Source organism: Rhizobacter sp., from assembly GCF_046595475.1.
In the GTDB taxonomy this organism is placed as follows: domain Bacteria; phylum Pseudomonadota; class Gammaproteobacteria; order Burkholderiales; family Burkholderiaceae_C; genus Rhizobacter.
In genome coordinates this window covers 65,328-84,291 of record NZ_JBKJOQ010000002.1, presented here as the reverse complement: position 1 = coordinate 84,291, position 18,964 = coordinate 65,328, and the positions used below count along the sequence as shown (strand labels likewise).

Below are 18,964 nucleotides of genomic sequence, written 5' to 3'. Positions count from 1 at the left end.
GCTGGTGGTGCAGTACGGTGTGGCGGGCACGCTCACGCAGATGGCCTGGTTTTTCACCAAGGCGGCGTTGCTCACCTTTGGCGGCGCGTATGCGGTGCTGCCCTACGTCTACCAGGGTGCGGTGGAGCAACACCAGTGGTTGAGCGGCGCACAGATGATTGACGGTTTGGCGCTCGGCGAAACCACCCCCGGCCCGCTGATCATGGTGGTGGCCTTCGTGGGCTTTGTGGGCGGCTGGCTCAAGCAGGTGTTCGGCCCCGAGGCCTTGTTCGCGGCCGGTGCAGCGGCGGCCACGGTGGTCACCTTCTTCACCTTCTTGCCCTCGTTCCTGTTCATCCTGGCGGGTGGGCCGCTGGTGGAGTCGACCCACGGCAAGCTCAAGTTCACCGCACCGCTCACCGCCATCACGGCAGCGGTGGTGGGCGTGATCGTCAACCTTGCTTTGTTCTTTGCGTACCACGTGCTGTGGCCGCAAGGTTTTGGCGGGCGCTTCGATTGGGTGTCGGCGCTGATCGCGCTGGCGGCGGCGGTCGCGCTGTTCCGCTTCAAGGTCGGTGTGTTGCCCTTGCTCGCAGCCTGCGCGCTGGCAGGCCTAGCCGTCACCTTGCTGCGGCCGTTAATCGTTTGAGAGGTGTTTTGATGAACACGTTACCCCCTCCTATGGCGCTGGCCTTGTGTGCCAGCTTCGGTTCGGTTGAGGCCTGGCAGGCGTCCTTCGTGGCGCTGGCCCAGGCGCACGCGCAGGGCGGGCTTGAACTCGCCTTCAGCCCGCAAGACGGCTTGCTCGTCAATCGGTGGGTGGGCTCAGGTTCCGAGCCGCGCGGTGTGCCGATTCTTTCGCTGCGATTGCCTGCCGACGTGCACGCGTTCGTTGGCGCGATCGTGTGGCCCGAGCCCTACCAGCGCTACCAAGAGGCGGTGCATGCCGCGGGTGAAGCTTTTGGGGTGTCGCAGGGTGATGTCAGCGGCATGCGCTTGATCGACGTGCGCCGCGCGGGGGTGTTCGACACCTCACCCACGCTGCTGCCGGGGGCCGTGTGGCGCGACCCAGCCCGCGTGCGGGAGTGGGCCCACGAGCTGCTGGCCGATCGCGCCGTGTTGGTGTACTGCGTCTACGGCCATGAAGTGGGCCGCGCCACCGCGTTGCGCTTGAGGGCGCTGGGCGTAAACGCCCGGTTTCTCAACGGTGGCATCGACGGCTGGCAACGTGCGGGCCTGCCCACAGTGCACAAGCCAGTCTTGCCATGAAGTGGCCCTGGTTGATGCGCGTTTCATCAACCGCGGAGCCGAGTTTTTTCGGGACCCGCTGAATCGATGCTGGCGGTGCTTGCACCTCATTCGCGCGGCGGTTTGGGGGCCTCGGGTGGGGGCGGGAAAAGTTCGTCGAACAAATCGTCGGGCACGGTGTTCGGGTCGTCGTTGACCTCGACGCCGTTGAGCAAATCAAAAGACGACCTGAGCCAGCGGCCCGAGCTCACTTCGGGCAGGTCAATTTTCGAGGGCTCGACCACCTGGTGGGGATCAACCCACTCGCCCAGCGGCGCGTGATCCGAGATGCGCCAGACGAGGCGTTTCGGCGCTTTTGCGGGTGCCTTGTGCTGTGCCATTCGCATTCCTCCGAAACAACGGGACAGAAGGGAATCGCGCGTGTTGCGCAAGTGCCAAATCTAGTCGTTGCTTCGAGGAAGCACACCCCTATTTACCGAGTAGTGGAGTGTTGGGGAGGGTGAAGCGGCCCCATCCGCGTGTGCGAGCTCAGGCTGGGAAAAAGCGCACCATCACCAGCATGCCGGCCACGCTGAGGCTGAGGAGCAAAAAGCAGGAGACAAGCAGCTTGGCGAAGCCGCTGCTGCGCTCATGCTGGCGGCGACGGGAGACGGGCGTTTCGGCCAGGGCGCCATAACCCGAAAGCATCGAGTGCCCGGTGCTGCGGCCAAAGTCTGTGGGGCGCTCATCGGCGGGCTCGCTCGCCCAGTCGAAGATCTGCGTGCTTTTGAATTCTGGTTGGTGCCGGCTCATGTGTGAATTGTCACGGCGGCACACAACTTGTTTCAACCCCTGGACTCGGGGCCCAGCCCCGCTCGATCAGGGGGCGGATTGGCGAGGGGCTGGTCCCGCCGACAGGAATCGAACCTGTATTTGCCGCTTAGGAGGCGGCCGTTCTATCCATTGAACTACGGCGAGGGCCGCGGATTTTCTCACGAGCTTTTGGGCCCACCTGGTGGCAGGCCGCGCGCGAGCCTCCGCCCCGTCAGGCACCCAGCCCGCGCAGAACGTCGTAGCACGCACCCATGGTGTGGTAGTCGGTCTTGCCGGCCGGGCTCTTTTCGTCGGAGTAGGCGCGGTTGTCAGGGGTGCGGATGCGGTACCACGCGCCGTGCTTGTGGTCGATCATGTGGGCCCAGCTGTAGGCCCAGAGGCGCTGGTACCAAGTCCAGTAGGCCTCGTCACCCGTGCGCAGGGCCAGCAGCGCGGCGGCGGCCAGGCTCTCGGCTTGCACCCAGAAGTATTTGTCGGCATCGCACACCTGGCCATCGGGTGCGAAGCCGTAAACGAGGCCGCCGTTCGTGTTGTCCCAGCCATGCTGCATGGCGGTGTTGAAGAAGCGCTGCGCGGTCGGCAAGAGCCAGTCGGGGCGCTGACCCGGGAGCAGGTGGGCTTCGAGTTGCAGCAGCAGCTTGGCCCACTCGGTGAGGTGGCCGGTCTGGTAGCCCCAGGGGCGAAAGATGTTGGTCTTGTCGTGGCGGTTGTAGTCCCAGTCGACCGACCAGTCGGCGCGGTAGTGTTCCCACACCAGATCACCGAGATTCGAGTGCGCGAGCGCGGCCTGGCGTTGCGTGATGGCTTCGGCCAGCGTGAGCGCGCGCTGCAGGTACTGCGCTTCCTTCGTCGCATCGAAGGCGGCGAGCAGCGCCTCGCAGCTGTGCATGTTGGCGTTCTGGCCGCGGTAGGTGCCGAGCTGCCAATCGGGGCTGGCTTCATCGGCGTAGAGGCCATGCGCGGGTTGCCAGAAGCGCTGCTCCATCAGCGCGAAAGTGTTGGCGACGCCGGCGCACGCTTCTTCAATGCCGGCCATCAGCGCATGCGCGTGGGCGAGCAGCACGAAGGCGAGGCCGTAGCAGTGGTTGGTGTCGTCTTGCACGGTGGCGCGCTGGCCGTCCCAGCCGATCTGCCACGCATAGCCGCCTTGGGGCTGTGCGTGGGCCTGCTGCATGAAGCGCAGGCCGTGCCGTGCGCCTTCCAGGTACTTGGCCTCACCGAAGCGCCTGTAGGCCATCGCATGGTTGAAGACGAAGCGCGTGCTGCTGACGAGGTGGCGCGTGCTGCGGTCATAGACCGCGCCGTCGTCCTTGAAGAAATGGAAGAAGCCGCCGCTCGCATCGAGGCAGCGGCCGTCATAGAACGACAGCGTGTGGCGGATGTGGTCGAGCAGGAAAGCGGGGCTGCGGAAGTCGGGCATGTAAGAAAGGTCGGTGAGATTCAGAACCAGGGGCGCAGGCCCATTTGCATCTGGCCGAGTGCGGTCATCTCGATCAGGTGGGCGCGGCCCTCGAAGCTGAGCTCGTAGTCTTCGGGCGCGAAGTCGGGCGCGCTGCAGCCGGCCACGAAGGCGGCCGCCTGGCGCTCGGCGAAGCGGGCGTTCTTGTCGCACCAGGGCGCGCTGCCGATGTAGATCACGTTGCTGTGGCCGCTGCCGGTGTGTTGGTCTTCCACCGCGTGGATCACGTCGGAATGCCACCACACGGTGTCACCGGGTCCAACCTGTGGGATGGGCACCAGGCCGTCCAGCAACTCGGCATGCCATTGAGGTGATGCACCGAGCGCGCGGCCCGGTTGCGCGCCGCAAAGATCGCCTTCAGGCACGTCGGGTTGCAGTGCGCGCAGCAGCATCCACGGGGAGGTCTTGGCGATGGGCACCAGTTTCAGCGTGCCGTCGCCCGGGCCCTGGCGGGTGAGTGCCGTCCAGCCCTGGAAAGTGCGAAAGGCCGAGCACACCGCGGGTGAGGGGATCTCGCGTGTGGTGGTGCGGCCCTCGGCATCGAACGGGTCGAAAGCGAGTTCGTCGCCTTGAAAGACTTCGCGGTAGACATGGCGGAAGGTGGGCTCGCACCAGCGCTCCACCGAGCCGCCGTCGGAATGGGGCGACAAACCCAGCGTGGTGTCGCCCGGCTCGCGACGGCGGATGCGGTCGGCGTAGTTGAACTGGCGGTCGGGGTCGAAGTAGCGCGTGCCGTTTTTCTCATGGGTCCACAGCCGGTTCAGCCAGGCGCGCGTGGCCGCGAGGTTGGGGTGTTGCCGCGCCTGCACCTGCGGGCGCGACCAGTAAAGGCTGAAGATCTGCGGCTTGCTCGCGCCCAGGGCGCGGAAGTACTTGTCGAGCCCGGCCTTCTGGGGCATGCGCTCCAGGTAGCGCACGGCCTCGATGTACTTCCCGATCGCTTCGTTCCAAAGGTTGACTTGCTCCGCATCGAACACGCCGCGGATGACCGCGCAGCCGCGCCGCTTGATGCGCGCGACCTGGGCGGCCGACACCTTGCCAGTCACCACGTCGGCGTAGGGGATCTCGGGCACCGCACCGCCTTGCGCCTGCTCGGCGCGGATGTCGCTCACTTCGTCGTTCAGTGCTTCGCCGAGGCGTGCAAAGCGGTCTGCCAGGTCGGGCACTTCGGCCCTGAGCATGCGCTGTGAGCGTCGCACGGCGGCGGGCACGTCGTTCATCCAGGCTTCCATGGGTTGAACCTCCTTTGGGTGACGGTGGGGCCGTCAGGCGATTGTTTCGCGACGGCCGCTGTCGAGCCGCTGGCCGCTCTCGGCCGAGAACACATGCAGCGATGCCGGCGGCACGTGCACGCGCACCGCCGCACCGCGCTCCACATTGGGCAGCCCGCTCATGCGCACGGTGATCTCGGTGTGGCCCAGGTCGACCAATGCATACGTTTCCGGGCCGGTCGGTTCGACCAGCGAGATGCGGCCTGCGAGCTGGCCGTCGTCGCGGATTTCCAAATCTTCGGGCCGCACGCCGACGCTCACGTTGCCGGCAGGGCCCGGCGCCATCTCGCCGATCACCACACCATCGGGCAGCTTCAGCGCGCCCGAGGCCTCGCGCGTGGCCTCGAACATGTTGATCGAGGGCGAACCGATGAATTCGGCCACGAAGCGGTTGGCGGGCCGCGTGTAGATCTCAAGCGGCGTGGCCAGCTGTTGGATGCGGCCTTCGCTGAGCACCGCGATGCGCGTGCCCAACGTCATGGCCTCGACCTGGTCGTGCGTCACGTAGATGGTGGTCACGCCGGTGCGCAGGTGCAGGCGCTTGATCTCGGCGCGCATGTCGACCCGCAACTTGGCGTCGAGGTTGGACAGCGGCTCGTCAAACAGAAAGAGCTGCGGCTGGCGCGCGAGTGCCCGCCCGATCGCCACGCGCTGGCGCTGGCCGCCCGACAGCTGGCGCGGCTTGCGCTCCAGCAGGTGGCTGATCTGCAGCGTGGCCGCCACGCTTTGCACGGTCTTGTCGCGTTCGGCCTTGGGCACGCCGCGCATCTCCAGCGGGAAGGCGATGTTGGCCGCCACCGTCATGTTGGGATAGAGCGCATAGCTCTGAAACACCATCGAGATGTTGCGGTCGGCCGGGCCGGTATTGGTGATGTCTTTGCCGCCGAGCACGATGCTGCCGCCGCTCGGTTCTTCGAGCCCGGCGATCAGGTTCATCAGCGTGCTCTTGCCGCAGCCCGAGGGGCCGACCAGCACCAGAAACTCGCCGTCGGGCAGGTGGATGTCGATCTCGTGCAGCACGCGCACGGTGCCGAAGAGTTTGTGGATGCCACTCAGGGCCAGGTCTGCCATTTTTTAAGTCACCGATAGGTCATTGCAGAAGTTCGGCCGGCGCCGAGCCGCCTCAAGGCGGCCGAGCGCCCCCTCGGGGGGGCAGGAGCGAGGCGACGTGGGGGCAGACATGTCTAGCCTTTGACGGAGCCGGCCATCAGGCCACGCACGAAATACTTGCCAGAGAGCAGGTAGACGGCGAGCGTCGGCGCGCCGGCGATGAACGCGGCGGCGAAATGCACGTTGTATTCCTTCACGCCCGTGCTCGAATTCACCAAGTTGTTGAGCGCCACCGTGACGGGGAAGCTGCTGTAGTCGCTGAACGAGGCGCCGAAGAGAAAGTCGTTCCAGATGTTGGTGAACTGCCAGATCACTGACACGACGATGATCGGCCCGCTGTTGGGCAGCAGCAGGCGCCAGAAGAGTCGGAAGAAGCCTGCGCCATCCATGCGCGCCGAACGCACCAGCTCGGGCGGAAAGGCGGCGTAGTAGTTGCGGAAGAAGAGCGTGGTGAAGCCGATGCCGTAGACCACATGCACCAGCACCAGGCCCGGCACCGTGCCGGCCAGGTGCAGCAGGCCCAGCGTGCGCGCCATCGGAATCAGCACGATCTGGAACGGGATGAACACCGAGAACATCAGCAGTGCGAACACCAGGTGCGCACCGCGGAAGCGGAATTGCGTCAGCACGTAGCCGTTGAGCGCACCCATCGCGGTGGAGATGAACACGCCCGGCAGCGCCATCTGGAAGCTGTTGATGAAGTAGGGCTTGAGGCCGGTGGCCTGCACACCGATCTGCGCCAGGCTCCAGGCGTCGTGCCAGGGTTGCAGGGTGAAGGCCTGCGGCCAGGCCATCAGGTCGCCGGCCCGAATCTCGTCGAGGGGCTTGACCGAGTTGACGAGCATCACGTAGAGCGGCATCGCGAACACGAGCGCGAAGAACACCAGCGCCGCGTACAGCAGGGTGCGTGAGGCCGTGCCGGCGACAGTGCGCTCAGCCATGTGCGCCTGCGGGGCGCGTTTCGCGCAGCACGTAGGGCACCACCACGATGACGATGGCGATCAGCATCAGCACCGCGCTTGCGGCACCCACCGCCATCTCGTTGCGGGTGAAGGTGTATTGGTACATGAAGAGCGAGGGCAACCAGCTGGCCCGCCCGGGCCCACCGTTCGTGAGGGCGATCACCAGGTCGTAGGACTTGATGGCCATGTGGGCCAGGATCACGAAGGCTGAGATGAAGCTCGAACTCAGCTGCGGAAAGATCACGCGCTGGTAGATGCGCCAGGCGCGCGCGCCATCGAGGCGGGCGGCGTTGACGACCTCGCTGTCCACGCTGCGCAGGCCGGCGAGGAACAGCACCATCACGAAGCCAGTGGTCTGCCACACCGCAGCGATCACGACACAGTAGATGGCCAGGTCACTGTCTTTCACCCAGCCGAAGGCGAAGCTTTCCCAACCGATGGCGTGCATGGTGCGCTCAATGCCGATGCTCGGGTCCATCAGCCATTTCCAGGCGGTGCCGGTGACGATGAAGGACAAGGCCATGGGGTAAAGGAAGACCGAGCGGAACACGCCTTCGGCTCGGATCTTCTGGTCGATGAGCACTGCAAGCCCGAGGCCCAGCACGGCGCACAGCACGATGTAGAGCGTGGCGAAGATGCCGAGGTTTTTGACCGACAGGATCCAGTTGTTCAGGCCCATCAGGCGCACATAGGCCTCGGGGCCGGCGTAGCCCATCACCGGCACCATGGTGGAGGCGGTGAATGAGAGCCAGGCGGTGAACGCGATGTAGCCGTAGACGCACACGCCCATCAGCAGCATGCTGGGCGAGAGCACCACCTTGGCAATGAGAGGAGCTTTCATCCGTCAGGAAAGAGGCCAAAAAATACGCCATGCGGCGGTCTGGGGGAACCGCCACATGGCGCAGCAGAGGTCAACTCAGTTGCCGACGGCGGCCACCATCTCCTTCACCGCCGTCTTGCTGTCGATCTGGCCATTGAACTGGCGGGTGATCACGTCGTAGAAGGCGTTCTTGATGGCAGCTGGCACGGCGTGGCCGTGCGCCATGGAGCCGACCAGCGTGCCCTTGCTGTTGGCTTCGGCCAGGTCCTTGATGCCCTTCTTGCCGCAATCGTCGAAGGCGGTGTCGGGCACGTCGGTGCGCGCCGGCACCGAGCCCTTCACCACGTTGAACGCCGACTGGAACGACGGGTCCATCACGGCAGCAGCCATCTTCATCTGAGCAGCAGCCTTGTCCCCACCGACCTTGAACATCGCGAACTGATCGGAGTTGAAGCTGACCATGCCTTGCGTGCCAGGGAAGCGCATGCAGATGAAGTCGACGCCCGGCTTCTTCTTGGCCGCGATGAACTCGCCCTTGGCCCAATCGCCCATCATCTGGAAGCCGGCCTTGCCGGTAATGACCATCGCCGAGGCGAGGTTCCAGTCGCGGTTGGAGAAATCTTTGTCGACCAGCTTGCGCAGCTGGCCCATGCGGTCGAAGGCCTTGAGCATGGTGGGCGAGCCCAGCGCCGCCTTGTCTTTTTGTACCAAGGCCTTCTGGTAGAAGTCGATGCCGCCGGTGGCCAGCACCACGCTGTCGAACAGGGTGGCATCCTGCCAGGGCTGGCCGCCGTGGGCCAGGGCAATGAAGCCAGCCTTCTGCACCTTCTCGGCGGCGACCATGAACTCGTCGAAGTTGGTCGGCAGCTTGGTCACGCCGGCCTTGTCGAGCACCGACTTGTTGGCCCAGACCCAGTTGGTCGAGTGCACGTTGACGGGCGCGGCGATCCATTTGCCGTCGTACTTGGAGAAGGCCTGCAGGGCGGTCGGCACGGTCTTGTCCCAACCTTCCTTGGCGGCCACGGCGTTCAGGTCGGCCAGCACACCCTGCTTGGCCCAGTCTTGAATGTCGAAACCGAGCAGCTGCACCGCGGTGGGTGGGTTGCCGGCGGTCACGCGCGCGCGCACCGAGGTCATTGCGGCCTCGCCACCACCGCCGGCCACCGGCATGTCGTTCCATTTGACGCCTTGCTTTTCGAGGTTGCCCTTCAGCACATTCAGTGCAGCGGCTTCGCCGCCCGAGGTCCACCAATGCAAGACCTCGACGCTTTGCTGCGCCGCGGCCAGGCCGCTAAAGGCCAGCCCGCAGGCGGCGACGGTTACTTTCAGGCGCACCACGCGTGCGATTGAATCGGGGCTGTTCATTGTTTTGTCTCCTGGCGTTTTGTGGGCGTGACCATCGAACGCTCGGGTCACCAGTTAAGAATAAATTCAGCCCTTGATAATCTTTGACGGGAGATTCCCGCTCAAGAGTCAGCGCAGTCGGCGAAACAAAGTCGCTATTTAGCCCGCGGGGGTGGTGATGCCGCCGGAGCTCTCGCGCACCACCAACTCGACCGGCTGGACGATGTCTTGCGGCATGTCGTGGCCGTGCATGACCAGCTCGACACCGGTGCGGCCCAGCGCCTCCTTGTCCACCCGCAGCGTGGTGAGGCCGACCGAGCCGTAGCTGGCGGCGGGGATGTCGTCGAAGCCGACGAAGGCGATGTCTTCGGGCACGCGCAGGCCCGCCGCCTCGCAGACGCGGATCGCCATCAGCGCGGCCATGTCGTTGTAGGCCACCACCGCGTCGGGCCGCGGGCGCAGCTTGAGCAGCATGCGCATGGCGGCTTCCGCGCCGGCCTGGGTGTCCATGCCTGGTGGGGCGGTGACTTCGAGGTCGGGGTCGGCGAGCACGCCGGCCTCGAACAGCGCGCGCCTGTACCCACGTTCGCGCTCGCGAATGCTGAAGTGCGCCAGCGAGCCGGCGAGAAAGGCCACGCGCTGGTAGCCGCGCTCCAGCAGGTGGCGGGTGGCCAGGTAGCCGCCGTGCAGGTTGTCGGGGTTGACGCTGCGACAGCCGGGCATCCAGAAATCAACCAGCGCAAGCGGCAGGTCCATTCCGCGCAGAAGGTCGATCACCTCAGTCTCGAAGAAGCCGGCGGCCAGCAGCGCATCGGGCTCGTGCATGCGCAGCAGGTTGCGCACCGGGTCGGCCGGGCCGGCGCTGAGCACGGTGGGCACCACGCCGAAGGCGCGGCTGGCCTCTTCCACGCCCTGCATCACCTGCGAGAAGAAGGGGTTGAGGGAGAAGCTGCTGTGGTGGCGGTGCACCATGAAAACCAACCGGCGCGCCTTGGCCGAGCGCAGCCGTGCCGCGTCGTAGCCGAGTTGGCGGGCGACCTCGCGCACGTGGCGGCGCGTCTCGTCAGACAGGCCGCGCTGGTTTTTGAGCGCCCGCGACACGGTGCCGATGGACACGCCAGCCGCGTCGGCGATGTCGCGTACGGTGACCTCGCGGTGGCCGCTGCTCATGGCGCGGCCATCAGCGCAGGGGCGTGGGCGGTGGTGGAGACAGGCGGTATGACCAAGCGTGGCGCCGGACGGCATGGAGCCAACCGGGCCACGCGAGTGTAGGAAGTGAACCTTGTTTAGTAAACGATGAAATACCGGCCAGGGTATCCCTGGTATGGCCGTTCAGGCGGGCAGCTCGTTGCGGCGGGGTGGGTTGGCACCGCGGCGCGAGCAGGTGATAGACGCCGCGAATGACGCGAACTGCAGCGCTTCGTGCAGCTGGAGTGCTGACATCGCACCCAACGCTGGAATCGTCAGCAGGATGTGCTCTGCCAGCCAGGTGATCAGCGCTGCATGGAAGCTGTCGCCAGCGCCCACGGTGTCGACCACCGTCACGGGCACAGCAGGCACCTGCGCTGAGGCCGTGCCGCTCCAGGCCTGTGCGCCGTCGCCTCCGAGGGTGACGACCAACAGCTGCACACCCGCGGCCAGTGCCTGGTCGGCGAACTGCTGCACGCTCACGTCGGGCAGCAGCAGCGTCAGGTCTTCGAGGCTGATCTTGAGCAGGTGGGTGCGCGGCAACATCCAGCTCAGCATGGCACGCCAGCGCGCGAGGTCAGGCTCGACGTTGAGCCGAATGTTGGGGTCGAAACTGATGGGCGTGCGTGCATGCTCGCGTTCGACCAGGGCGCGCAGCGTCGAGGCAACGGGCTCCACCACGGTGGTGTACGAGCCGATGTGGATGCCGCTCAGCGTGGCGGGCAGGAGCGCGAGTGCATCGGCCCCCAGCTGACGGTCGGCCGCACCATGGCCATAAAACGAATATGCCGGCACGCCCAACGAGTCGGTGCCGATCAGGCTCAAGGTCGTGGGCGCATCCGTGCGCGAAGTGATCGCAGTGGCGACGCCTTCAGCACGCAACCCTTGCATCAGCCTCTCCCCGAGAAAGTCACGCGACACCGCCCCAAAAAACCCCACCGCCTGCCCCAGCCGCGCCAGCCCCACCGCAGCATTGAACGGCGAGCCGCCCACACGCGCATCAAGCGCCATGCCGGCAAGCGTGCCGCCCTCGGCAAACACGTCCATCAAAGCTTCACCGCAGACCACAAACATGCAGATTCTCCAATCGCACCATTTGGTAGCGAGCCGCGATTGTGGGCGAGCGAAGCAAGACCCGCATCAAGCAACGCCCGCGGAGCCGGCTTTGCCGGGCCGCCAGGCGGCGCCCCCTGGGGGCAGGAGCGCCAGCGACTGGGGGGCCAACATCACTCCCAGCGCCAAGTCCCGATCAAGTCGATGGACCGGTCGAGCCCCGACTGCAAACGCATCACAAAGCGCTGCGCAATGCGGTACGTCACCTGCAAGCTGCCGGTGCTGGTGTTGAGGTTCTGCTCGTAGGCCACGTACACGCGCTTGGAAAGCTGCTTGCCCACCGACACCACCGTCTCCTTGGTTTCGCCGGTTTCGCTCTGGCGCAGGCCCACGTCGTCGATGCCTATGGCCTTGGTGATCTGGCCCGGGCCACCGTCACCGTCGCCTGCGAGCAGTGCGAAGGCCGCGCGTTGGAGCAGTGCGGTGTCGGAGCGCCCCAGGCCATCGCTGGCGCGCCCCAGCAGCAGCCATGAGAGTTTCTCGTTGTCGGTCATGCTGGGCTCGGAGAACAAGCGCACGCGCAGCGCGGCCAGCGGGCCGGTGACTTGCACGCCCACGCGCACATCGAGGTTGGGGCGGGTGGCTTCGAAGTCCAGGCGCATGTCGCTGGGCAGGCCTGCGAAGACGATCACGCCCTTGTCGATGACGAGCTTCTGCCCATAGTTGTTGAAGGTGCCGTCGAGCGCATTGACGGTACCGTTGAGTGCCCACTTGCCGTTGGGCAACGTCACCTTCAGCTCACCGGCCAGGCGCGTGTCGATGCCCAGGCCGCGCATGCGCAGCTGCTGGCCCAGGTTCACGGTGAGGTTGAGCGACACCTTGTTGGTGGCCGGGGCACCCGAGCTGGGCGGCGCTTCGTCCTTGGCCGAGCGGCCGACCACCACCACGTCGCTGCTGAGGCTGGGCGAGCTCAGGCGCGTGAAGTCGACCAGGCCTTCGTCGACGGTAAAGGCGCCTTCGGCCTTCACGGTGTCGTTCTCCAGCAGCACCTGGCCTTTGCCGCTGGTGATGATGCGCAAGTCGACCCGGCCGAGGGCCTGGAACTTGTCGGCGTTGATGTCCAGCCGCGCGCGCCAGCCGTCGTCGAGCCGTGCCTCGCCTGCCAGGCTAATGCTGCCGGCGCCGCCGCGCGCGGTGAATGTGTTGATCTTGGCGGTGTTGCCGCGCAGCGAGACGTCGACCACGCCGTCGGTCAGGCTCACGCCTTCGAGCATGTTGCGCACGCTGAGGTCGCTGCCCTTGACCTCGCCGGTGTACTGGAACGCGTCGAAGCGCCCGCCCAGGGTTGCGCTGACATTGAGCTGGCCGCCCAGGCGCCAGCCGGCCGGCACCCACGGGCCCCAGGTGCCGACGTTGGCCACTTTCGCTTCGAGCACGCCCTGCACCGGCGCGTCGGCCGCGGGCCACGCCAGCTGCGGCGAGGTGCGCACCACCGCAGCACCGCCCAGCACGCCCAGCTGCTTGCCGGCCAGGCCGGCAGTGAAGCTCCACACGCCGTCTTGCGCGGTCATGCCTATGCGCAGGTCGGTGAGCCCCAGCGCCTCTGTACCGCCTTCTTCGGTGACCGTCAGGTCGCCGCGCGTGCGCTCAAGCACGATGTCCGCGCTGAACTTGTCGGTTTGCTTGAGGACGACCTTGCCGGTGATCTGCAGGTCACCACCCCAGCCGAAGTTGGGCTGCGCGCGGCGCAGCAGCGGCGCCACAGCCAAAGGCTCGAGCTCGGCTTGCATGTCGAGCTGCTGGGTGACGATGCCCTGGCCGGCCACCCACTCGATGCGGTTCCACTTCAGGCCTGCGCCCAGAATGTCGGCGCGGCCGGCGCTGAGGGCGACGCGTGGCGGGCTGCCCGATTGCCATTCGACTTCGACGTTTTTCGTGGTCAGCAAAGGCGCGGCACCGGCCTCGGTGGTGCGCAGCTCGAGCTGTTGCACCAGGCCTTTCCAGCTGAAAGGCAAGGGCTTGTCGGGGTTGCCGCTGAAGAGGCCGCCGCTTGCGCCGCCACGTGCCGAGAGCAGGGCCAAGGTGCGCGGCGGTGGCGGTGGCGGTGCGACGGCGGTGCTGTGCGCCGCGCCGCTGGCCGCGGTGGCCGGGGCGCTTGCGCTGGCTGCGGGTGCACTTGTGCGGCTAGCCGATGTACTTGTATTTGTACTCGCACTCGCACTCGCGCCTGCACTGGCGGCAACGGGCGCCGAGCGGCCCTGGAAGTCGTCGACCCAGGCCGGCGGTGCGGCCTTCAGCTCGGCACGCACACTCAGCTCGTGCGCGCGCGGCGTGCCCTTGAGTTGCAGGCTGCTGGGGCCGAGCTGCCGCTTGTCCCATGCGGCCTGTCCCACGTCGAGCTGCACATCGAGCGGCGCATCGAGCGCGGTGCCGGCCTGCCAGCGTAGCGCGGCCTGACCCACGCTCCATATGCCGGCGCGCGTGTTGGCCAGACGAGCCTTGCCTTGCGTGCTCATCGCGGGCCAGCGGCCGTTGACCTCGGCCTCGGCGTCGAGCGTGCCACCGAAGCCGTCAAGCAGAGATGCCGCCTGCTCCGGCGAGAGCAGCACGCGCAGCAGCGGTGCCAGCCTGGCCAGCGCGGGGGCGCGCACCTCGGCAGACCAGCGGTCGTTGGCGCCTTGTGGGTCGGGCACCAGTTGGCCATCAACCTTGACGCGGTTGCCGGCCATGTCGAGGTCGGCCTTCACCTGCAAGCTGTCTTTCGTGTTGGCGTGCTGCAGGCTCAGCTTGCCCGACAAGGCGGTGCCGCCGAGCACGGTGTTGTCGATCTTCATGCTCGCGTCGCCCAGCACGGCGGCCACACGCTCTGTCCAGTGGGCCGGCTTGGCTGCTGAGGACGTGGCCGTGGCGGGGTCAGGTGTCGACCACAGACTGTCGGGCAGGCTCAGCGCCGCCTTGCCCTCGAGGTTGATGCGATGTTGCCCCGCCTGCCAGCCGCCACCCGGGCCGACCGGAAACCAGGGCCGGGGGTCAAAGTCGACCAGCGACGCGTTGGCTTTGAGCTGCCACGCAGCACCCTCGTGATCGGCCTCGCCTTTCAGCGTGGCATGGGCCTCGCCGACCGAGGCGCGCAGCTCTTTGAGCTCGACGCGCTGCGCGTCGCCGCTCGCGTCTAGCTTCAGCTGCACCGGGCGATTGGGCTCGTTGAGCCGGCCCTTCAGGTCGGCCTGCGCATTGAATCGAGGCAGCGCGCGTTGGCCCGTGGCCGTGGCCGATGCGCGCTGCGCGGTCAGGGTCACGGGCCCGCTCAGGCTCATGGCGGCAAGCCGCGGGTCGAGCAGGCTGGGCTGCAGCTGCGTCAGCTCGGCGCGCAGCTCGGCGTCCCCCGCCTTCCAGTGGCCGCGCCCCTGCAACTGACCGGCGTCGCGCATGCCGTCGGACAGCACCGCGCTGAAATCGGCCAGCTCCAGCTGGTCGAGGTGATCGGTGTGCGCGCGCAGGTCGATGGTCAGGCTGCGCACGGGCAGCTGGTGCATGTCCCAGCGGCCGGGCTTGCTGTTTTGCAGCTTGGCCACCGCAGCTAGGCCCTTGTTGGCTGACGGTGTGATGCGCGCTTCGCCGCTGAGCGAGGTGGCCGGCGCGTGGGCCAGCAGGGCCGAGAGGTCAAGGTTTTGGGTGGTGGCATCGAGCTTGGGCAGGGCCCAGGCTTCGGCGGGGGCCACCTGTGCGGTGGCGTCTAGCGACTGGCCTTGCGCGCGCACCTTTGCCTGCACATCAAACTTGGCCAGCGGCCCTTTGGCGACGAGCTCGGCGCGCCAATCGGGCTGCAGCGTCTTGGCCCACGAGGGCAGCGCGGGCGCGGCATTGGGCGCGCCGGGGTTGCTTTGCACGGCTTGCAAGGCGGCATCTAGCGTCATCGGCCCATCAGCGCCCAGGCTGGCCCGGCCGGTGATGTGCAGCGGGTCTAGGCGCAGGCTCAGCTGCTCTACGCTGTGCAGGCGTCCCTGCTGGTCGCCCAGGGCCAGCTTGCGGGCCTGCACGTCGAGCAGCGGCTTGTCTTCGAGGCCGGGCACGATCAGCTCGGCCACGCTCAGCTCGTCTATGCGCAGCTCGAGCGGCAGGCGCAGCCGTGCGGGCAGCTTGAAGGGCTTGCCGTCGCCAGTACCCGCGACGGTGACGGTCACGCGTGCGGCGCTCAGCTGGTCGGCATGCAACGCCACCCAGGTGTCGGGGTAGGGCGTGTAGTGGGCCGACAGCTTGCGCCAGCGGGGCTGGTCGATCACGATGCGCGTGCCGCCAGCGGTGACGATGACCTGCTTGGCCTTCAGGTCGCCCATCAGCACGCCTTCGGGCTCGATCACCTGCACGCCGATGCCGGCGCTGGACAGACGGGCCAGCACCCACAAGGTGCCGGCCGGTGTGCCGGTGGCCCAGAACAGGCCGCTCACCAGCGCGCCACCTAGCATGATGAAGAGCACCAGCACGCCCAGGCCGAGCAGCGCGCGGCCGAAGCGGCGGCGGCTTCTCTTGGCCTTGGCGGCTTGCACGGCCGGCGTGGCCTTGGGGTTGGGGGCCTTGTCGTCGTGCATCAGAAGGCAATGCCCACGCTGAAGTGCAAGCGCGCCTTGTGCACATCGCGCCCGTAGGCCCAGTCGATGCGCAGCGGGCCGATCGGGCTGCGCCAGCGCACGCCGACGCCATAGCCATAAGAGGGCTTGAACTCGCTCCACTGGTCGGCAGCGGTGCCCGCGTCGACGAAGGTGGCCCACCAGATTGAAGGCTGGCTTTCGCTGATGGGGTGTGCCACTTCGAGGCTGGCGGTGACGAGCTTGCGGCCGCTGGTCAGTACGCTGACGGTCTCGCCGTTGCTGTTCACTGCGGTGGTGTGTGGGCCGAGTTGGCGGTAGCTGTAGCCGCGCACCGAGTCATCGCCGCCCGCGCGGAAAAGCAAGGTGTCGGGGATGCCCACGTTTCCATTGGCAAACACCTGGCCATATTCGCCGCGCGCCTGCCAGTACCAGTTGGAGCGCGGCAACCGCCAGTACAGGGTGTTTCGGGTGTACAGGCGGGTGAAGGGGCCGTTTTCCTTGTCGCTGGACAGGGAGTAGCCGCCAGCGGCCTGGATCACCGAAGTGAGGCCGCGCGTGGGCAGGATCATGCTGTCGAGGTCGCGCCAGATCCAGTTGTAGTTGGCCGACAGGGCGCGGTTGGTGTGGTCGCCGGTGCCGTTGCGTACGCGGGCGCTCAGGTACTCGCCGTAGATCAGGCGCTCGATGCGCTCGGTGACGAGCGATCGGCCCAGCCGTGTGTGCCAGGCGGTGGTGACGTCATCGGTGGTCTTGAGCCACGACGAGCCGCCCGCCAGCAGCGGCCGGTACTGGCCTTTGCCAGGGTCGCCCAGCAGGTCGCCCTCCCAGGAGCGCAGATAGCGGCCGATCTCGAGCTTGTTGTGGGCCTGCAGGTTGAAGCCGAAGGGGCGGCGGTGGCGGTGCTCCAACGTGAAGCGCTCGCGCGTGTTGTCGCTGTAGCCCACACCGGCCACGGCCTGCTGCTTGAGCTGCTCCTTCACCTTGACGGTGACCGGCGTGGCCTTGGCCGTGGCCGGGTCGGGGTCGATCTCGACGGAGATGCTGTCGAACAGGTTGAGCTTGCCCACGCGCTCTTGAAAGTCGAGCAGGCGCTTTTCGCTGTAGGGCGTGCCGGGGCCGAAGTCGGCCACGTTGCGGATGGCGTCTTCGCTGTAGCGCTCTACGCCTTCGATGCGCAGCTCGCCCAGAACGAAGAGCGGGCCGCTGTCATAGGTGAGCGTCACCGCCACTTCATTGGCGCGCGCGTCGACCCTGGCTTCGGTCTCGCCCCAATTGGCCGTGGGGTAGCCCTCGGCGCGCAGCTGGGCCATGGTGGTGTTCTTGGCGCTGCTCCAAGCCGACTGGCTGAAGAGGTCGTCGCCCTTCAGGTCCCATAGGCGGCGCAGCTTGGCGATGAGCTCCTTGGCATCGGCGTCGCCGGCTTCGGCGCGGTCTTGCAGCTCGCCGCTGGCGCTGAGTTCCCAGCGCGTGATCTTGGCGTGCGGACCGGGTGTGACGCGCAGCGTGATCAGCGGGGTTTCGTCGGCCGGGTCGGCGCGCGACACCGTGACTTGCGCGTTGAAGTAGCCCTCGGTTTCCAGCAGCTGGCGCGCCTGGGCGGGTGACGCGTTGGTCAGACGTATCAGCTCCGCGTTGGTGATGCCCTCGGTTTGCGGGGCAGTCTGGAAGCGCGCGAGGTCGAGGTAGGTCTGCAGCATCTTGCGCAGTTTGTCGGGCGCCTGGATCTCGAAGCGGTACGACACCGCGCCTTCGTTGGGAGACGAGGCCGCACCGGCCGGCGCCACCGCGGCGGCGGGCGCGTCGGTGAAAGGCGGAGGCTGCTCTGGCTTGAAAGCCGCGCAGCCCGTCAGCGCAAGCAGCGTGGCGGGCAGCAACATGACCGACACCAGGCCCGACGCGCGCCGGGCCGCGCGTGCCGATGCGTTCATTTGCTCAGCAGGCGCATGGCCCCTTCGAGGCCTTGGAGGGTGAGCGGGAACATTCTCTGGTTCATCAGCTGCGCAACGATGGAGATGCTCTGGCGGTAGCTCCACACGCCCTGCGGCTCGGGGTTGATCCACGCGAACTTGGGGAAGGCGTTGGTGAGGCGCTGCAGCCATTCGGCACCGGCCTCTTCGTTGTTGTATTCGACGCTGCCCCCGGGCTGCAGGATTTCGTAGGGGCTCATCGTGGCATCGCCTACGAAGATGAGCTTGTAGTCTTTGTTGTACTTGCGCAGGATGTCCCAGGTGGGGAACTTCTCGCTGTAGCGGCGGCGGTTGTTCTTCCACATGAAGTCGTACACGCAGTTGTGGAAGTAATAGAACTCCAGGTGCTTGAACTCGGCCTTGGCGGCGCTGAAGATTTCTTCCACCCGGTGGATGTGCTCGTCCATCGTGCCGCCCACGTCCATCAGCAGCAGCACTTTCACCTTGTTATGGCGCTCGGGCACCATCTTGATGTCGAGGTAACCGGCGTTGGCCGCGGTACAGCGGATGGTGTCGTCGAGATCCAGCTCTTCTTCCGAGCCTTCTCGCGCAAAGCGGCGCAGGCGGCGCAGCGCCACCTTGATGTTGCGCGTGCCCAGCTCGAGGTTGTCGTCGTAGTCTTTGAACTGGCGCTGATCCCAGACCTTCACCGCGCTCTTGTTGCGGCTCTTGTCTTGCCCAATGCGTATGCCTTGCGGGTTGTAGCCGTAGGCCCCGAAGGGCGAAGTGCCGCCAGTGCCGATCATCTTGCTGCCGCCTTCGTGGCGCTCTTTCTGTTCCTCGAAACGTTTTTTAAGCGTTTGCATGAGTTCGTCCCAACCCATCTTTTCGATCGCGGCCTTGTCTTCGGCGCTGAGCTCAAGCTCCATCTTCTTGCGCAGCCAGTCAAGCGGGATGTCTTGGGTGAAGTCGGTGAGCAGCTCCACGCCCTTGAAGTAGGCGGCGAAGGCGCGGTCGAACTTGTCGAAGTTGGCTTCGTCTTTCACCAGGGCGGTGCGAGCGAGGTAATAGAACTTGTCGACCGTGGGCCCAGTCTCGTCGTCGATCACGCCCTCTTTGAGGGCTTCGAGCAAGGTCAGGTATTCCTTGACCGAGACTTTGAGCTTGGCCGCGCGCAAGGTGTAGAAAAAATCGATCAGCATGGCTGGATTTTGAGGCATG

At 66.4% G+C, this 18,964-nt stretch carries 15 protein-coding genes and 1 tRNA gene; 2 read left to right on the top strand and 14 right to left on the bottom strand.

Annotated features, from left to right (window positions below; all coding sequences use genetic code 11):
* Both AC30QB_RS00510 and AC30QB_RS00505 read left to right on the top strand, forming a co-directional pair.
* Nucleotides 1–628, top strand: a 628-nt coding sequence (locus AC30QB_RS00510) for a chromate transporter (RefSeq protein WP_489544225.1), incomplete at its 5' end; no start/stop codon positions are given.
* Between the two features lie 11 nt (nt 629–639).
* Nucleotides 640–1,248 (top strand): rhodanese-like domain-containing protein, encoded by a 609-nt coding sequence (locus AC30QB_RS00505; RefSeq protein WP_489544224.1) that lies wholly within the window; start codon nt 640–642, stop codon nt 1,246–1,248.
* 86 nt (nt 1,249–1,334) lie between these two features.
* On the opposite strand, the gene AC30QB_RS00500 is transcribed toward AC30QB_RS00505, so the two are convergent.
* From AC30QB_RS00500 to AC30QB_RS00435, 14 genes are all read right to left on the bottom strand, one after another.
* Complete coding sequence (locus AC30QB_RS00500; protein WP_489544223.1) at nt 1,335–1,607, bottom strand: hypothetical protein; 273 nt, start codon at nt 1,605–1,607, stop codon at nt 1,335–1,337.
* Between the two features lie 148 nt (nt 1,608–1,755).
* Nucleotides 1,756–2,019 (bottom strand): hypothetical protein, encoded by a 264-nt coding sequence (locus AC30QB_RS00495; protein WP_489544222.1) that lies wholly within the window; start codon nt 2,017–2,019, stop codon nt 1,756–1,758.
* A 90-nt stretch (nt 2,020–2,109) separates the two neighbouring features.
* Nucleotides 2,110–2,184: transfer RNA gene (locus tag AC30QB_RS00490), tRNA-Arg, on the bottom strand.
* Between the two features lie 67 nt (nt 2,185–2,251).
* Nucleotides 2,252–3,460, bottom strand: coding sequence for an AGE family epimerase/isomerase (locus tag AC30QB_RS00485; protein ID WP_489544221.1), 1,209 nt, complete (start codon nt 3,458–3,460; stop codon nt 2,252–2,254).
* A gap of 20 nt (nt 3,461–3,480) precedes the next feature.
* Entirely contained in the window at nt 3,481–4,731 is a 1,251-nt protein-coding gene (locus AC30QB_RS00480) for a YbiU family protein (RefSeq protein ID WP_489544220.1), read from the bottom strand.
* 33 nt (nt 4,732–4,764) lie between these two features.
* Nucleotides 4,765–5,841, bottom strand: coding sequence for an ABC transporter ATP-binding protein (locus AC30QB_RS00475; RefSeq protein WP_489544219.1), 1,077 nt, complete (start codon nt 5,839–5,841; stop codon nt 4,765–4,767).
* Nucleotides 5,842–5,954: 113 nt separating this feature from the next.
* On the bottom strand, nt 5,955–6,821 hold the full coding sequence (locus AC30QB_RS00470; RefSeq protein WP_489544218.1) for a carbohydrate ABC transporter permease: 867 nt from the start codon (nt 6,819–6,821) through the stop codon (nt 5,955–5,957).
* Nucleotides 6,814–7,683, bottom strand: coding sequence for a carbohydrate ABC transporter permease (locus AC30QB_RS00465; RefSeq protein ID WP_489544217.1), 870 nt, complete (start codon nt 7,681–7,683; stop codon nt 6,814–6,816). Before AC30QB_RS00465 ends, AC30QB_RS00470 begins: the two co-directional genes overlap by 8 nt.
* A gap of 75 nt (nt 7,684–7,758) precedes the next feature.
* Nucleotides 7,759–9,027, bottom strand: a complete 1,269-nt coding sequence (locus AC30QB_RS00460; RefSeq protein WP_489544216.1) for an ABC transporter substrate-binding protein — start codon at nt 9,025–9,027, stop codon at nt 7,759–7,761.
* Between the two features lie 138 nt (nt 9,028–9,165).
* The gene (locus tag AC30QB_RS00455; RefSeq protein WP_489544215.1) at nt 9,166–10,176 is read right to left on the bottom strand and encodes a LacI family DNA-binding transcriptional regulator; all 1,011 of its coding nucleotides are present in this window, start codon (nt 10,174–10,176) and stop codon (nt 9,166–9,168) included.
* A 162-nt stretch (nt 10,177–10,338) separates the two neighbouring features.
* On the bottom strand, nt 10,339–11,268 hold the full coding sequence (locus tag AC30QB_RS00450; protein ID WP_489544214.1) for a carbohydrate kinase family protein: 930 nt from the start codon (nt 11,266–11,268) through the stop codon (nt 10,339–10,341).
* Between the two features lie 152 nt (nt 11,269–11,420).
* The gene (locus AC30QB_RS00445; protein WP_489544213.1) at nt 11,421–15,836 is read right to left on the bottom strand and encodes a translocation/assembly module TamB domain-containing protein; all 4,416 of its coding nucleotides are present in this window, start codon (nt 15,834–15,836) and stop codon (nt 11,421–11,423) included.
* Complete coding sequence (locus AC30QB_RS00440; RefSeq protein WP_489544212.1) at nt 15,836–17,764, bottom strand: autotransporter assembly complex protein TamA; 1,929 nt, start codon at nt 17,762–17,764, stop codon at nt 15,836–15,838. The genes AC30QB_RS00445 and AC30QB_RS00440 overlap by 1 nt, the downstream gene beginning before the upstream one ends.
* A complete protein-coding gene (locus AC30QB_RS00435; protein WP_489544211.1) occupies nt 17,761–18,945 on the bottom strand; it encodes a vWA domain-containing protein in 1,185 nt (394 codons plus the stop codon). The genes AC30QB_RS00440 and AC30QB_RS00435 overlap by 4 nt, the downstream gene beginning before the upstream one ends.
* Nucleotides 18,946–18,964: the final 19 nt, after the last annotated feature.

Coding starts and splice junctions, on each gene's coding strand:
- AC30QB_RS00505 (WP_489544224.1), top strand. CDS start 640: ATGAACACGTTACCCCCTCCTATGGCGCTGGCCTTGTGTGCCAGCTTC.
- AC30QB_RS00500 (WP_489544223.1), bottom strand. CDS start 1,607: ATGGCACAGCACAAGGCACCCGCAAAAGCGCCGAAACGCCTCGTCTGG.
- AC30QB_RS00495 (WP_489544222.1), bottom strand. CDS start 2,019: ATGAGCCGGCACCAACCAGAATTCAAAAGCACGCAGATCTTCGACTGG.
- AC30QB_RS00485 (WP_489544221.1), bottom strand. CDS start 3,460: ATGCCCGACTTCCGCAGCCCCGCTTTCCTGCTCGACCACATCCGCCAC.
- AC30QB_RS00480 (WP_489544220.1), bottom strand. CDS start 4,731: ATGGAAGCCTGGATGAACGACGTGCCCGCCGCCGTGCGACGCTCACAG.
- AC30QB_RS00475 (WP_489544219.1), bottom strand. CDS start 5,841: ATGGCAGACCTGGCCCTGAGTGGCATCCACAAACTCTTCGGCACCGTG.
- AC30QB_RS00470 (WP_489544218.1), bottom strand. CDS start 6,821: ATGGCTGAGCGCACTGTCGCCGGCACGGCCTCACGCACCCTGCTGTAC.
- AC30QB_RS00465 (WP_489544217.1), bottom strand. CDS start 7,683: ATGAAAGCTCCTCTCATTGCCAAGGTGGTGCTCTCGCCCAGCATGCTG.
- AC30QB_RS00460 (WP_489544216.1), bottom strand. CDS start 9,027: ATGAACAGCCCCGATTCAATCGCACGCGTGGTGCGCCTGAAAGTAACC.
- AC30QB_RS00455 (WP_489544215.1), bottom strand. CDS start 10,176: ATGAGCAGCGGCCACCGCGAGGTCACCGTACGCGACATCGCCGACGCG.
- AC30QB_RS00450 (WP_489544214.1), bottom strand. CDS start 11,268: ATGTTTGTGGTCTGCGGTGAAGCTTTGATGGACGTGTTTGCCGAGGGC.
- AC30QB_RS00445 (WP_489544213.1), bottom strand. CDS start 15,836: ATGCACGACGACAAGGCCCCCAACCCCAAGGCCACGCCGGCCGTGCAA.
- AC30QB_RS00440 (WP_489544212.1), bottom strand. CDS start 17,764: ATGAACGCATCGGCACGCGCGGCCCGGCGCGCGTCGGGCCTGGTGTCG.
- AC30QB_RS00435 (WP_489544211.1), bottom strand. CDS start 18,945: ATGCTGATCGATTTTTTCTACACCTTGCGCGCGGCCAAGCTCAAAGTC.